The organism is Nonomuraea lactucae, from assembly GCF_003313395.1.
In the GTDB taxonomy this organism is placed as follows: domain Bacteria; phylum Actinomycetota; class Actinomycetes; order Streptosporangiales; family Streptosporangiaceae; genus Nonomuraea; species Nonomuraea lactucae.
On the sequence record NZ_QNFZ01000125.1, the window covers coordinates 15,011 to 29,305 of the forward strand.

Here is a 14,295-nt window from a genome sequence, read left to right on the forward strand (position 1 = left end):
CGGGCGCGAGGGCCGTACCTCACCCCCGGGCCTCGTACGGCCGGCGCGACCAGCGGAACAGAGCTGGGCTCCCATCACGTCATACAGGCCCACGGGGCCGGCCGCCGCGACGTCGTGCCGCCGGCCGGTCTCCGTGGTCCGGAAAACGGGGATCTATAAATGATCAGAGACGATCTCAGGAAGCAGCGCATCGAGACGCCTTCCTGGGCCTACGGAAACTCGGGGACGCGGTTCAAGGTGTTCGCCCAGCCGGGGGTTCCGCGGGATCCGTACGAGAAGGTGGCCGACGCCGCCCAGGTGCATCGCTTCACGGGCATCGCGCCGACCGTGGCGCTGCACATCCCATGGGATCGGGTCCCTGACTACGGGCACCTGGCCAGCCACGCACGCGAGCTGGGACTGGGCATCGGCGCCATCAACGCCAACGTGTTCCAGGACGACGACTACAAGCTGGGCAGCGTCACGAATCCTGACCCGGTGGTGCGACGGAAGGCCGTGCACCATCTGCTGGAGTGCGCGGACATCATGGACGCCACGGGGTCGGACACGCTGAAGCTCTGGTTCGCCGACGGCACCAACTATCCCGGGCAGGACGACATCCGTGCCCGCCAGGATCGCCTGGCCGAGGCGCTGGGCATCGTCCACGAGCGGCTGGGCGACGGGCAGCGCCTCCTGCTCGAGTACAAGCTGTTCGAGCCGGCCTTCTACGTGACCGACGTCCCCGACTGGGGCACCGCCTACGCCCACTGCGTCAAGCTCGGCCCCAAGGCCCAGGTCGTCGTCGACACGGGCCACCACGCGCCGGGTACGAACATCGAGTTCATCGTCGCGTTCCTGCTGCGTGAGGGGAAGCTCGGCGGGTTCGACTTCAACTCGCGCTTCTACGCCGACGACGACCTCATGGCGGGGTCCGCCGATCCGTTCCAGCTCTTCAGGATCATGTTCGAGGTGGTCAGGGGCGGAGGCTACACCGACGAGGTGGCTTTCATGCTGGACCAGTGCCACAACGTCGAACCGAAGATCGCGGGCCAGATCCGTTCGGTGATGAACGTCCAGGAGGCCACCGCGAAGGCCCTGCTGGTCGACCGGGTCGCCCTTGCCGCCGCCCAGGGCGAGGGCGACGTTCTCGAGGCGAACGCCGTCCTCATGGACGCGTACGCCACCGATGTCCGGCCCTTGCTCGCCTCGGTGCGCACGGAGATGGGCGTGGACCCTGATCCGATGGCGGCCTACGCCAAGTCCGGATATTTCGCAAAAATCTGCGCCGACCGAGTGGGTGGCGCCCAAGCGGGATGGGGACCATGAAGCTTGTCCTGGCAGCCGCGCTGTTCCTGACCAACATGATCGTGCCGAACCAGACCGACCTTCGGGTCACCGACCTCGAGACCGAGTACGCCGCGACCCCCATCGCGGTCGCCGCGGCGAACCCACGGCTGGGCTGGCTGCTGCGCGCCGAACGGAGAGGCCAGAAGCAGACCGCCTACGAGATCGAGATCACCCAGGGCGGTCGCCTCATCTGGAACTCGGGCGCCGTCGATAGCGAGCGGCACCACGGCATCCGCTACACCGGGCCGTCCCTGCGTCCGGCCACCCGCTATGCCTGGCGGGTCAAGGCCGCGGACATGAACGGGACCTGGTCGCAATGGAGCAGGAAGGCGCGATTCGAGACCGCCCCCGCGTCGGTGCAGGGCGCCTGGATCGGCGCCCCCGGCACGCCGGACTCGCCGCCCGACCTGACCGGCACCAAGTGGATCTGGTACCCGGAGGGCGACCCTCTCAGGAGCGCCCCCGCAGGCACCCGATACTTCAGGAAATCCGTGGATCTGACTGCCTTACCGCCGACCGCCAGGCTCATCCTGACCGTTGACGACGGCTTCACCGCCTGGGTCAACGGCGTCGAGGTCGGCGCCAGGGACGCCGATCCCCGGTTGGAGAACTGGCGTCGGCCGATCGTGGTGAACGTGGCGGACAAGCTGCGGCAGGGCAGGAACACCATCGCGGTCAAGGCGATCAACGGCGGCCCGAGCCCGGCCGGCGTGCTGGGCAGGCTGGAGGGCGTCGCCGACACGGACGGCTCCTGGCGCACCGCCGACGCCGAACCGCCCGCCGAGTGGACGTCGGCGACCTTCGACGACTCCTCCTGGGCGACGGCCAAGGAGCTCGCCACCTGGGGCGGCGGCCCCTGGGGCAAGGTCGTGCCTGAGCGGGAAACCCTCCCGGAGCCACTGCTCCGCCGTACGTTCCAGGCCGGCAAGACCGTCGCCCGGGCCAGACTGCACGCGGCGGCGGGCGGCTACGTCGAGCTGAGCATCAACGGGAGTCGTGTCGGGGACCAGGTTCTTCAGCCCGGCTTCACCCGCTACGACCAGCGGTTGCAGTACGTGACCTACGACGTCACGAAGCTGGTGCGCAAGGGCGGCAACGTGATCGGCGCCCGGCTCGGCCGCGGCTTCTACGGCATGACCCAGCAAAACGTCTGGAACTGGCACAGCACGGACTGGAACGGTGAACCGCGGCTGAAGGCCGAGCTCGTGCTCACCTACACCGACGGCAGCGCCGGGTCGATCGCCACCGACGCCGAGTGGCGCTACGCGCAGGGCCCGGTCCGGTTCGACTCGCTCTACGGCGGCGAGACCTACGACGCGCGCGAGGAGCAGCCCGGCTGGGACACCTCATCGTTCGACGCCTCGGCATGGGTTGCGGCCAAGGTCGTGCAGGCTCCCAAGGGCAAGCTCGTGCCGCAGGAGCAGGAGCCCATCAGGGTCGTCGACACCCTCTCGCCGGTGCAGGTCACCGAGCCCAGAACGGCGACTTACGTCTACAAGCTCCCGCGCAACATCGCGGGATGGGCGCGCGTCCGCGTGAACGCCCCCGAGGGCACGAGGGTCAGGCTCAAGTACGGCGAGCGGCTCAACTCCGACGGCACCGTGCGGGCCGAGAGCGACCATGTCACCGGCCGTTTCCAGACCGACGAGTACGTCAGCAGCGGGCGCGAGGCCACCTGGGAGGCGCGGTACAGCTACAAGGGCTTCCAGTACGTCGAGGTGACCGGCGCGCGTCCCGAGGCGCTGGAGGGTCGCGAGGTCCACTCCGACCTGAAGTCGGTGGGCACGTTCCGCAGCTCCAACCCGCTCTTCAACCAGATACGCGCCATGACGCGGCAGACCGTCGTCAACAACTGGCACGGCATCCCCACCGACACCCCCATGTACGAGAAGAACGGCTGGACCGGCGACGCACAGCTCATGGCGGAGATGGAGGCGTCGGAGTACGACCTGCGCCGCCTGTTCTCCAAGTGGATGACCGATCATCGGGACAGCCAGGGCGCCGATGGACTCGTCCCCGCGATCGTGCCGGACAACGGCTGGGGTCTCGAGCCCGGCTGGCACGCGCCGCCGTGGCACGCCTCGTTCACCGTGATCCCCTGGCTGATGTATGTCAGGTACGGCGATCGCGACCTGCTGGCGGAGAACTATCCGGCCATGCGGAAGTACCTGGACGGCTGGCTCAAGCGCTCGACCACGGGCCTGTACCCGAGCACGCTCAATGACTACCTGGCGCCCGGGTACGGCGGCAACAGCCCTGAGGACATGAGGCTCGCCGGGACCGCCTACACCTACTCCAACTCGCTGATCGTCGCGGACGCGGCGGAGGTTCTCGGGGAGCGCGCCGACGCGGCCCGATACCGGGAGGCCGCGGCGAGAATGAAGGACGCGTTCAACAAGGAGTTCCTGCGGGACGACGCGTACGTCACCGCGAGCGACCCCGACTACCGGCAGACGTCGGCGCTGATCGCCCTGGCGCATGGTCTCGCCCCGGTCGACCGCGAGAAGGCGATCACCGACCGGCTCGTCAGGGACATCAGGGAGCGTGGCGATCACCTCAACACCGGCGCCCTCGGCACCAAGTATCTGCTCACCGAACTGACCGAGCGGGGTCACGGCGAGCTGGCCTACAAGGTGGCCAACCAGCGGACCTATCCGAGCTGGGGCTACTGGGTGGACAACGGAGCGACCACCCTCTGGGAGCGCTGGGACACCGACGCCCGCTCGCGCGACCACGTGTTCCTCGGCGGCGCCATCGGAGAGTGGTTCTTCGAGGACCTGGCCGGTCTGGACGTCACGCACGAGCGAATCAGGATCGCGCCCAAGTTCCTTGGTGATCTCAAACACGTCAAGGCCTCGACCCGGACGGTGGACGGCACGGTGTCCGTGAGCTGGAAGCGCGCCGACGGCCGGTTCACTCTCGACGTCACGGTGCCGGTCGGCGCGCGCGCGTCCGTCGAGCTGCCTTCCGGCGTTCGGCACGAGATCAGCTCCGGGACCTACACCTTCGAAGGAGAGACCCCATGACCGAGCACGACTCCGCGGGTCGTGTGTCTGACGTCGCAGAACTGCTCAACCGGGCGCACGCGCTCGGTGCCGACCCACGCAACACCAACTACGCGGGCGGCAACGTCTCCGCCGAGGGCACCGGCCGCGATCCGGTCACCGGCGGCGATGTCGAACTGCTCTGGGTGAAGGGCTCTGGAGGCGACCTGGGCACGCTCACCGCATCCGGCCTGGCCGTCCTCCGCCTGGACCGCCTGCGCGCGCTGGCGGGCGTCTATCCCGGTGTGGAGCGTGAGGACGAGATGATCGCCGCGTTCGACTACTGCCTCCACGGCAAGGGCGGCGCGGCACCGTCGATCGACACCGCCATGCACGGACTGGTCGGCGCCCCCCACGTCGACCATCTCCATCCGGACTCCGGCATCGCGATCGCCACCGCCGCCGACGGCCCCGCCCTGACCGAACGGATCTTCGGCGACCGGGTCGTCTGGGTGCCCTGGCGACGCCCCGGCTTCCAGCTCGGCCTCGACATCGCCGCTCTGCGAGCGGCCAATCCGGAGGCGATCGGGTGCGTCCTCGGCGGTCACGGCATCACGGCTTGGGGCTCCACCAGCGCCGAGTGTAAGGCCAACTCCCTGGAGATCATCCGTACGGCGGAGCAGTACATCTCCGCTCATGGACGAGAAGACCCGTTCGGCCCGGTGATTCACCAGGAGTTGCCGGAAATCTCCCGACACAACCGGGCGGCCGAGCTGTTCCCGGTGATCCGCGGCCTGTGCTCCACGGATACCCGCCAGGTCGGCCACTACACCGGCACCTCAGAGGTGCTCGACTTCCTCTCCCGGGCCGAGCATCCCCGTCTGGCGGCACTCGGCACGTCCTGTCCCGACCACTTCCTGCGCACCAAGATCACCCCTCTGGTGCTCGACACCGCGCCGGACGCGCCACTGGACGAGGTCCTGGTGCGGCTACGCGACCTGCACGCCGCATACCGGGCGGACTACGCGGCCTACTACCAGAGGCACGCCCGGCCGGACTCCCCGCCGATGCGGGGAGCCGACCCCGCGATCGTGCTGGTGCCCGGTGTCGGCATGTTCAGTTTCGGCAGGGATAAGCAGACCGCCCGGGTGGCCGGGGAGTTCTACGTCAACGCGATCAACGTGATGTGGGGCGCCGAGGCCGTCTCCCGCTACCAGCCGATCTCGGAGGCCGAGAGGTTCCGCATCGAGTACTGGGAACTGGAGGAGGCCAAGCTGCGCAGGATGCCCGAACCGGCACCGCTGGCCGCCAGGGTCGCGCTTGTGACTGGCGGCGGCTCGGGCATCGGCGCGGCCACCGCGAGACGCCTTGCCGCCGAGGGCGCCTGCGTGGTGATCGCCGACCGCGACGTGGGCGCCGCGGAGAAGGTCGCCGCGGAGCTCTCCGTCAGGGCGCTGAAGCCGAGGGACGCGGCGGTGGCCGTGCGGGTCGACGTGACCTCCGAGGAGGAGGTAGAGGCGGCGGTACGGCAGGCAGTGCTGGCCTTCGGCGGCGTGGACCTGGTGGTGAACAACGCGGGCCTCTCGCTGTCCCGTTCGCTCCTGGAAACGTCGGTGGCTGACTGGGACCTCCAGCACGACGTCATGGCGCGCGGCTCTTTCCTGATCTCCCGAGAGACCGCCCGCATCCTGATATCCCAAGGTATGGGTGGCGACATCATCTACATCTCCTCCAAGAACTCCGTCTTCGCGGGGCCGGACAACCTCGCCTACGGCGCGGCCAAGGCCGACCAGGCCCACCAGGTCCGGCTTCTCGCCGCCGAGCTCGGAGAGCACGGCGTCAGGGTGAACGGCATCAATCCCGACGGCGTGGTACGCGGGTCCGGCATCTTCGCCTCCGGGTGGGGCGCCAACCGCGCGGCGGTCTACGGCGTGCCGGAGGACAGGCTCGGCGATTTCTATGCCCAGCGGACCCTGTTGAAGCTGGAGGTGCTCCCGGATGACGTCGCCGACGCGGTCTTCGAGCTCACCCGCCTGACCCGCACCACGGGCACGCACATTCCGGTCGACTCAGGGGTGGCCGCCGCGTTCCTGCGCTGACCTCGCGAGCGTGCGACAAAGGAGCCATCCGGCGCCGCCGGGTGGCTCCCTTCATGCGTGGACGGTCAGACGACCGACTTCTTAGGTTGTCCCGCCTCGGCGAGGTCCGTCCCAAGGGTTTCGGGCAGCCACCGCAGGAGCACGGCCGAGGCGATGAGCGTGACGGCAACCAGGTAGAAGGACGGGGCGATCGCGATGCCGGTGGCCGCGGCCAGTGCGGCCGCCACCAGCGGCCCGGGGCCGCCGGTGACGGCCTGGGCGATGTTGAAGCCGATGGCGGCGCCGCTGAGCCTCCCAAGGTCATCGTCTTGCGGCGGCCGATTCGGTCACCCACCATCCCGGCAAACGGGCAGAGCAGCGAGTAGATGACCAGTCCGGCGACCGTGATCAGCAGTGCGTCGACCCTCCCCCTCGGCGAGGCACGGCTACCGCGCTGACTGCGACAAGGTGCCGCCCGACGCGCGTTGGGTCAGCTGACCGGGTGCCAGGAGTTGGCGTAGGTGCCGGCGAAGCCGCGGACAGCGGTGACAGTGGCACCGTTGAAAGGCTTGAACGGGGTGCAGCCTCCGAGCGGGGCGATCCGCTTGACGGTGCTGCCATCACTCAGCTGCGCCTCGACCGAGACCTGCACGCCGTCCGCGAGCGGGTCGCACACGTTGGCGAGGCCGGGCTCACCGGTGATCGAACCTCGGTAGGCGCCGGCCTCATCGTTGACGGCCCAGCTCTGCGCCGCTTCGGCGGTGGTGGTCTTGAGGCATTGGGTGCGCGGCTTGAAATACCAATTGTTCAGGGAGCTGCCGCCTCCGGACCACGTCGCCGTATAGGTCAGGCTGCCCATGGTTCCGGTGCCGGGAATCCGCTGGACGGCGTGCACGGTGGCCCCGCCGGCGACAGTCCGCGGCAAGGCGGCCGGGGTGGGCGAGAACTCGACGTCGGTGAGCGTCGCCTCGCGTGTGGAGTGGTTCGACACAGCCCAGTCGACGATCCACTCACCGGTCGTCACTTCACAGGTGCCCGACGACAAGGTGGTGAAGTAGTCGAAGCCGCGGTTCGCGGCGGCCGGCGACGCGGCGGCTGCCAGAGCCCCTCCGGCCAGGGCGACGGCAACGGCGGCTCGGAGGACGTTCACGCGAAGGCTCACTGAATCCCTTTCAATTGTCACTTTGGGTAAAGCGGGCAAAATTCGCACGACGAGAACGCTAGACAAACTTCTGTTCCATGGTCAAATTCATGCGTCGTGACACATTTCACATCGTGATAACCGTCATAGCCCGAAACAGCTCACCCGGCTCTCCTGGGGTTGGCCCGGCGGGATCGCCGGCAGCGCTACGGACGGAATGTTTCCGCAAGTGGGGGCCGACATATAGGTCGAGGCGTCAGAGCGGACAGTGTGACGTCGTCGTGGTATTCCGCCGACGCGGAGCGGCGACCCTATTTGAATTGGAAGTCCTTTCGCACGGTTAGAGGAAGGCCGATACCAGTCTCGTCAAGCCACTCATCGCGGAATCCGCGCCATTGCCTTGAGGCCTTTTCAATCGATGAGCGCGGCAGCCGAGCCGGGCCAACTCAGGCGACCGGCCGGATCAGCAGTGACCGCCCGTGGAAGGCAGGCTGAGCCGCACCCGCAGGCGGGAAGCGCGTCAGTCGCGGCCGGCGGTTCAGCCCCGCACTGCTGCCTGGATCGCCTGCTTCATCTCCGCAGCGCCGCGTTCGATGCGGACCCGGATCTCGGCAGCGAGCGCGTGCGGCAGGATGTCAGTGATCCAGATCAGCCGGCTCATCCGGTCACCTTCAGGCCTCACTTCGAATGAGGCGTGGTGGTGCTCGACCGACGGCCGCGCTCCCTCGACGACGGAGTAGGCCAGGCGGCGGGCGTCGTCGTCGATCGCGACGATCAGCTCACGGATCACGTGTCCGTCAGGAAAGGTCAGGAACCGCTGGTCGCCCTCGATCCGGGTACCGGCGATGCGGCCGGGCAGCAGCCGTTCGTGTACGGCGCCGACGTCACGCAGCACGTCCCAGGTGTACTCGGGGGACGCGTCGATCACGACTTCGTGGCGGATGGAGGCCATGGGGCCGGGGCTCCTCTCAGGATGGGGAATCGTGATCAACCAACCTAGCCAGAGCGCATCCGGGGCCGGCCCGCAGGCACCCCGCCCTCCGAACACCTCGGACCGGCGGATCATGGTCATGTCTGAATGAGCTTCATGTTCTGGCGTCCCCGCCGCATGTCGTGTCTCTTGCCACGCGGGCCCTCGCTACACGCGCGAGCCGCGCGCCGAAGGCGCGCTCAGACAAGACAGCCCGAGCGGAGCGAGGACCGCCAGGGGTCGGGGCCGCGCCCCGACCGGAGAGACGGCGGAGCGAAGCGGAGCACCGCAGACCAGGGCGGGGTCCAACCGGCCGACCACCCAACCGGGCAACGGGCGGGGCCTCAAGGAAGAGAGTCCTCGCGGAGCGAGGGCCTTCAGGGGTCGAGCTTCAGCTCGACTGGGAGCTCGACTGGGAGAACGTCTGGACCCCTGAACGCGCGGAGCGCGCCGAGGTGGAAGACCGTGTTTGTGGAGCTATGGGGACTCGAACCCCAGACCTCCTCCATGCCATGGAGGCGCGCTACCAACTGCGCCATAGCCCCTTGCTCGCTGCGTGCACCAGTGTATCCGACTCCCCGGCCCCCCAGGCACGCTCAGAGCGGGGAAGCCGGGCCCTGGTGCACCTGGCCCGGCTCGTCGTCTGGCACGCCCCTGGTGCGGGGTCAGCGCACCGAGTCGGCCATGGAGATGAGGTCCGCGAGTTCGGTGACCATCGGGTCCTCGGCCGTCCCCGCCAGCCGTCGGGCCTGCTCGCCCAGCGCCGGCAGGTCCAGGCCGAACGCCTGCCTGTCGCGCATGTAGCCGGCGAAGGCGGCGGCGACCACGTCCACCTGGAGCCGTACGGAGGCGTCCCACACCGAGCCCTCCAGGTCGCCGGAGGCGATCGACTCGCCGGCCTCGGCCGGGGTTCTGCTGTCGGGGTCCTGCCAGCGCACGGTGGCCTGGGCGAGCTGGCCGGTGGCGCCGGGCTTGAGCCGTACGGAGTAGAGGGCCGTGACCGAGTGGCCGGGGCCTATCTCGCCGCCGTCGCGGCTGTCATCGCGGAACGCGTCGGCCGTCAGGGCCCTGTTTTCGTAGCCGATCAGCCGGTAGCCCTCCACGACCGACGGGTTGAACACCACCTGCGCCTTGGCGTCGCGGGCCCGCAGCTCGATGGTGGCCGGAAGCTGGGTGGCGAAGACCTTGTCGGCCTCCTCCTTGCTGCTGACGTATACGGCCGCGCCGTCGCCGTTGTCGGCGAGCTGCTCCATCAGCTCGTCGCCGTACTCCCTGCCGACGCCGACCGTCAGCAGCGTGATCTGCTTGCCCGCGTACGTCTTGACCCGGTCCAGAATGGCCTGCCAGGCGGTGTTGCCCTGGTTGGCCAGGCCGTCGGAGAGGAGGATGACGCGGTTGGTGGCGGCGGGGCGGAACGCCTTGTACGCCTCCTGGTAGCCGGCGACCATGCCGGCCTCCAGGTTGGTGCCGCCCTGGACGGCGAGCCTGTCGACCGCGCCGCGCAGCTCGGATCTGGCGGCGAGCGGCGTCATCGACGCCAGCACCTCGGCCTCGTCGCTGAACGACACGATCGACACCTGGTCGCCGGGCGCGAGCTGGTCGAGCAGCGTGCGCAGGGCCTGCTTGACCAGGTCGAGCCGGTCGGGCTCGCCCATCGAGCCGGACACGTCGATCACGAAGGTGAGGTTCGCCGGGCGGCGGGAGGCCGCGTCGGAGCCGCGCGTCCGCAGGCCCACGCGCAGGACGGCCTCGTCGCGAGACGGCATCCTGGCGCCGTCGACGTGCACGGTGAACCCGTCACCGCTGGGCTCGGGGTAGTCCTGCTTAAACGCGTTGACGAACTCCTCCGGCCGGATCCGGGCCGGCTCGGGCCAGCGGCCTTCGCGCAGGGCGCGGCGGGCGTAGGTGTACGAGGCGGTGTCCACGTCGAGGGCGAACGTGGAGATCTGGGCCTTGGCCGGGTCCTGTTCGTCACGCGGACGTTCGGCGGGGTCGACCGGGCCCTGTTCGTCGCGCGGACGTTCGGCGGGGTCGGCCGGGCCCGTCTGGGTCTGCCCGCGCTGCTGGGGGGATCCGGTCGGTACGGGCTGCCCCGCGTGTCCGGTGGCGGGCGCGCGCTGGGCGGAGTCACCGTTGGAGCCCCCGGGGCCGCCGCCGCAAGCCGCAAGCGTGAGCAGTCCGATAAGTCCGGCAGCGGCTACAAAAGGACGAAGTTTCACTGCGAACCACCTCCACGCCCTATGACGGACCCCCGTCATCAGGTGGCCGGGCCGGTGACGCAAGCGACTGCAAACCGGGACCGACGTGTGATCGCCTGTCGTGAACCGGTCACTTCCGGCGCACGTGGACGCCGCATACGCCGGTTATGGCCGGACCGCAACGCCGGCGATGCGTCAGGGCTTCCAGGCGGGATCGCGGCCGATGACGCCGAGCGCGCGGTGCAGGACGGGCGCGTCGCCGGACACCGCCACCTCCTCGCCGAACGCGCCCATCTTCCTGCCCGTCGGCGCCATCCCCTCGCCGAACTCCAGCAGCCTGGCCGCCTCGTCCTCCCCCACCTCGTACGGTTGCCCGGTCGCCACCGCCAGGTCCCAGCCGTGCGCGATCATGTCGCACAGGCACATCCCGGCGAGCGTGGTCATCGGCAGGCCCATGCCGGGGCTGACGCCCTCCCAGGCCTCCGGCCGCTGCCAGGCCGCCAGCATGCGCTCGGCGCGCGGCCGGAAGTCACCCGTGTACTCCGCTTGCGGGATCATCGGCCCGCCGCCGGCCAGCGACTCGAACAGCGAGGCCACCCACTCCAGGTGCCCGATCAGCGCCCGCACGTCGAACTCGGCGCACGGCGTGGGCAGCGACAGCTGCTCCTCGCGCACCCCCTCGACGAGATCGGCGGTGCGGTGGGCGGCGCGGGCCATCTGCGGCATCATCTCGTCCATGGCCACCAGCATGCCATCGCCACTGCCATCGCCACTGCCATCGCCACCGACGCCCGCGCACCTCCCCACCGTGGCCGTGCTCGCCTTCGACGGGATGGCGCCGTTCGAGCTGGGCTGCGTCGTGGAGATCTTCGGCCTGCCGCGCCCGGAGCTGGGCGTGCCCTGGTACGACCTCAAGGTCTGCGCCGAGACGTCCGAGCCGATGCGGGCGGTGGGCGGTTTCACGGTGCGGGCCGCCCACGGGCTGGACGTGCTCGCCTCCGCCGACACGGTGATCGTGCCGGGCGTCCCCGACGTGCGCGGGCGGGTCTCCGACGAGCTGGTCCTGGCGTTGCGGCTGGCATACGAGCGGGGCGCCCGGATGGTGTCGATCTGTTCCGGGGCGTTCGCGCTGGCCGCCGCGGGGCTGCTGGACGGGCGCGAGGCGACAACCCACTGGAAGTACGCCGAGCTGCTCCAGCGGCGCTTCCCCGAGGTGCGGGTCAACCCCTCCGTGCTGTACGTGGACGGCGGCGACGTGCTGACCAGCGCGGGCAGCGCCGCGGGTCTCGACCTGCTCGTCCACCTGGTGCGCCGCGACCACGGCCCGGGTGTCGCCAACGTGGTGGCCCGCCGCCTGGTCGTCGCGCCGCACCGAGAGGGCGGGCAGGCCCAGTTCATCGAGGCGGCGGTACGGCCGGTCGAGGACGACGACGCGGTGTCCCGGGCGATGGAGTGGGCCCTCGGCCACCTGGCCGAGCCGATCACCGTGGCCGACCTGGCGAGGGTGGCCCACCTGGCGGAGCGCACGTTCGTCAGGCACTTCAGGCGGCGGACCGGCACCAGCCCGCTGCGGTGGGTGATCTCCCAGCGGGTGGCCGCCAGCCTCCCGATGCTGGAGGGCACGGCCGCGCCGGTGGAGGAGATCGGGGCGGCTGTGGGGTTCGACAGCCCGGTGACGTTCCGGCACCACTTCACGCGCGCGATGCGCACGTCACCGTCCGCCTACCGCCGCGCCTTCGGCGCCTGACAGCGCCTGACAGCGCCTGACAGCCGAAGACCCCGGGGCACCCTGTTCAGGAGCGGGCGCCCCAGGCAGGCCGCCCGGTCAGGCGCCCGGTCAGGCGCTGATCGGGCTGTCGTCGGCCTGCGAGCGATCGGACGCGGCGCAGATCTCCAGGCGCGCGGCCTCCGCGGACAGGTCGTCGGGCTGCAGCTCCGCGGACATCTCCGCGTGCACCATGGTCCGGTAGCCGTCCGTCTCGCGCCGCACGTCCTCGGCGTCCCAGCCGAGCACGGGGGCGATGAGGCCGGCCACCTCGGGCGCGGCGGCGAGGCCGCGGTCGCGCTCCTCGATCGAGATGCGCGTGCGGCGGACCAGCACGTCCTCCAGGCCCAGCGCGCCCTCGTGGGAGGCCGCGTACACCGCCTCCGCCCTGAGGTAGTCGGCCGCGCCGGCGAGCGGCTCGCCCAGGGTGGGGTCCGACTCGATCAGCTCGAAGATGTCCGCGACCGCCGAGCCGTAGCGCTCGAGCAGGCGCTCGACGCGGGCGACGTCCAGGCCGGAGCGCGCCGCCAGGCCGGCGCTGCCGTCGCGGAGCGCCTCGAAGCCCTCCGCTCCGAGGAGCGGCAGGTTCTCGGTGGTGGACGGGGGCACGTCGACGCCGAGCTCCCGCATGGCCACGTCGACCGCGTCCCTCGCCATGACCCGGTACGTGGTGTACTTGCCGCCGGCGATGACCACGAGCCCCGGCGCGGGCCGGGCGACGGTGTGCTCCCTGGACAGCTTGGCGGTGTCGGAGGCGTCCCCGGCCAGGAGAGGCCGCAGGCCGGTGTAGACGCCCTCGATGTCGTCGTGGGTGATGGGCGTGGTCAGCACCTCGTTGACGCGGTCGAGCACATAGTCGATGTCGGTGCGGTTGGCCACCGGGTTGGCCTTGTCGAGGGCCCAGTCGGTGTCGGTGGTGCCGATGATCCAGTGGCGGCCCCACGGGATGACGAAGAGGACGCTCTTCTCCGTGCGCAGGATCAGCCCGGTGTCGAGGTTGATCCGGTCACGCGGGACGGTGATGTGGACCCCCTTGGAGGCCCGGACGCGCAGGCCGCCCTGGCTGCCCGCCATCTGGCCGGTCTCGTCGGTCCACACGCCGGTGGCGTTGACGACCTGGCGGGCGCGCACCACGAACTCGGTGTCGCTCTCCAGGTCCAGCACGTGGGCTCCGGCCACCCGCTCCCCGTCGCGGACCAGCCCCGTCACGCGGGTCCTGGTCGCCACGGCGGCGCCGTGGTGCGCGGCGGTGCGCGCCAGCGTCATCGCGAACCGGGCGTCGTCCACCTGGGCGTCGTAGTACTGGATCGCGCCGACGAGCGCGTCCTGGCTGAGAGAGGGCGCGATCGCGAGCGCGCCGCGCCTGCTCAGGTGGCGGTGGCGGGGCAGGCTGCGCCCGCCGTCGAGCATGTCGTACAGGGCGATCCCCGCGCCGACGTAGAAACGCTCCCAGACCCGGTGGCGGAGCGGGAACAGGAACGGCACCGGCCGCACCAGGTGGGGCGCGAGCCTGTTCAGCAGCAGGCCGCGCTCCCTGAGGGCCTCCCTGACCAGCCGGAAGTCCAACTGCTCGAGGTATCTCAGGCCGCCGTGGATGAGCTTGCTGGAGCGGCTCGACGTGCCCGCCGCCCAGTCCCGCGCTTCCACCAGCGCGACCGAGAGGCCACGGGACACCGCGTCGAGCGCCACGCCGGTGCCCACAACGCCGCCGCCGACGACCAGCACGTCGAACTCGTTCTCGGCCATCCGCTGCAGAGTTCCCGCACGGTACGCCGGTCCCAGCGCTACAGATGTCACAGTAAGGCTCCTCATTTCAAGAAAAGTCAGGTAGAC

Annotated in this window: 10 protein-coding genes and 1 tRNA gene; 4 read left to right on the forward strand and 7 right to left on the reverse strand. The window is 70.2% G+C overall.

The features are described 5' to 3' along the window. Window positions 1-159 precede the first annotated feature (159 nt). From rhaI to DQW85_RS08595, 3 genes are read left to right on the forward strand one after another with little or no spacing between them, the layout of a single operon-like run. Window positions 160-1,305, forward strand: coding sequence for an L-rhamnose isomerase (gene rhaI, locus DQW85_RS08585; protein WP_113699837.1), 1,146 nt, complete (start codon window positions 160-162; stop codon window positions 1,303-1,305). Then, complete coding sequence (locus tag DQW85_RS08590; protein WP_162794840.1) at window positions 1,302-4,352, forward strand: family 78 glycoside hydrolase catalytic domain; 3,051 nt, start codon at window positions 1,302-1,304, stop codon at window positions 4,350-4,352. The genes rhaI and DQW85_RS08590 overlap by 4 nt, the downstream gene beginning before the upstream one ends. Further along, window positions 4,349-6,409 carry a bifunctional aldolase/short-chain dehydrogenase gene (locus DQW85_RS08595; RefSeq protein WP_113699839.1) on the forward strand — a complete coding sequence of 687 codons (2,061 nt, stop codon included), beginning with the start codon at window positions 4,349-4,351 and terminating at the stop codon, window positions 6,407-6,409. The genes DQW85_RS08590 and DQW85_RS08595 overlap by 4 nt, the downstream gene beginning before the upstream one ends. 65 nt (window positions 6,410-6,474) lie before the next feature. Here the strand turns inward: DQW85_RS08595 and DQW85_RS44325 are convergent, their stop codons facing one another. From DQW85_RS44325 to DQW85_RS08620, 6 genes are all read right to left on the reverse strand, one after another. Further along, complete coding sequence (locus DQW85_RS44325; RefSeq protein ID WP_162794841.1) at window positions 6,475-6,636, reverse strand: hypothetical protein; 162 nt, start codon at window positions 6,634-6,636, stop codon at window positions 6,475-6,477. Window positions 6,637-6,878: 242 nt separating this feature from the next. Continuing rightward, a complete protein-coding gene (locus DQW85_RS08600) occupies window positions 6,879-7,598 on the reverse strand; it encodes a hypothetical protein (protein WP_162794842.1) in 720 nt (239 codons plus the stop codon). Between the two features lie 469 nt (window positions 7,599-8,067). Further along, window positions 8,068-8,601 (reverse strand): SRPBCC family protein, encoded by a 534-nt coding sequence (locus DQW85_RS08605; protein WP_240197028.1) that lies wholly within the window; start codon window positions 8,599-8,601, stop codon window positions 8,068-8,070. Between the two features lie 370 nt (window positions 8,602-8,971). Beyond that, window positions 8,972-9,044 (reverse strand) — tRNA-Ala (locus DQW85_RS08610). A 120-nt stretch (window positions 9,045-9,164) separates the two neighbouring features. Continuing rightward, window positions 9,165-10,718 (reverse strand): vWA domain-containing protein, encoded by a 1,554-nt coding sequence (locus DQW85_RS08615; protein ID WP_240197029.1) that lies wholly within the window; start codon window positions 10,716-10,718, stop codon window positions 9,165-9,167. A 174-nt stretch (window positions 10,719-10,892) separates the two neighbouring features. Beyond that, window positions 10,893-11,435 (reverse strand): TIGR03086 family metal-binding protein, encoded by a 543-nt coding sequence (locus tag DQW85_RS08620; RefSeq protein ID WP_162794843.1) that lies wholly within the window; start codon window positions 11,433-11,435, stop codon window positions 10,893-10,895. 10 nt (window positions 11,436-11,445) lie between these two features. Here DQW85_RS08620 and DQW85_RS08625 point away from each other — a divergent pair, with 10 nt between their 5' ends. Then, window positions 11,446-12,444: a helix-turn-helix domain-containing protein gene (locus tag DQW85_RS08625; RefSeq protein ID WP_113699873.1), complete on the forward strand. Its 999-nt coding sequence runs from the start codon at window positions 11,446-11,448 to the stop codon at window positions 12,442-12,444. A 90-nt stretch (window positions 12,445-12,534) separates the two neighbouring features. Here DQW85_RS08625 and DQW85_RS08630 read toward each other — a convergent pair whose 3' ends face one another. Beyond that, window positions 12,535-14,274 (reverse strand): glycerol-3-phosphate dehydrogenase/oxidase, encoded by a 1,740-nt coding sequence (locus DQW85_RS08630; RefSeq protein ID WP_113699843.1) that lies wholly within the window; start codon window positions 14,272-14,274, stop codon window positions 12,535-12,537. Window positions 14,275-14,295: the final 21 nt, after the last annotated feature.

What these genes read in the sequence shown, in the direction of transcription:
- DQW85_RS08595 (WP_113699839.1), top strand. Translation starts at nt 4,349, where the DNA reads ATGACCGAGCACGACTCCGCGGGTCGTGTGTCTGACGTCGCAGAACTG.
- rhaI (WP_113699837.1), top strand. Translation starts at nt 160, where the DNA reads ATGATCAGAGACGATCTCAGGAAGCAGCGCATCGAGACGCCTTCCTGG.
- DQW85_RS08620 (WP_162794843.1), bottom strand. Translation starts at nt 11,435, where the DNA reads ATGGACGAGATGATGCCGCAGATGGCCCGCGCCGCCCACCGCACCGCC.
- DQW85_RS08630 (WP_113699843.1), bottom strand. Translation starts at nt 14,274, where the DNA reads ATGAGGAGCCTTACTGTGACATCTGTAGCGCTGGGACCGGCGTACCGT.
- DQW85_RS08625 (WP_113699873.1), top strand. Translation starts at nt 11,446, where the DNA reads ATGCCATCGCCACTGCCATCGCCACTGCCATCGCCACCGACGCCCGCG.
- DQW85_RS08590 (WP_162794840.1), top strand. Translation starts at nt 1,302, where the DNA reads ATGAAGCTTGTCCTGGCAGCCGCGCTGTTCCTGACCAACATGATCGTG.
- DQW85_RS08605 (WP_240197028.1), bottom strand. Translation starts at nt 8,601, where the DNA reads ATGACCATGATCCGCCGGTCCGAGGTGTTCGGAGGGCGGGGTGCCTGC.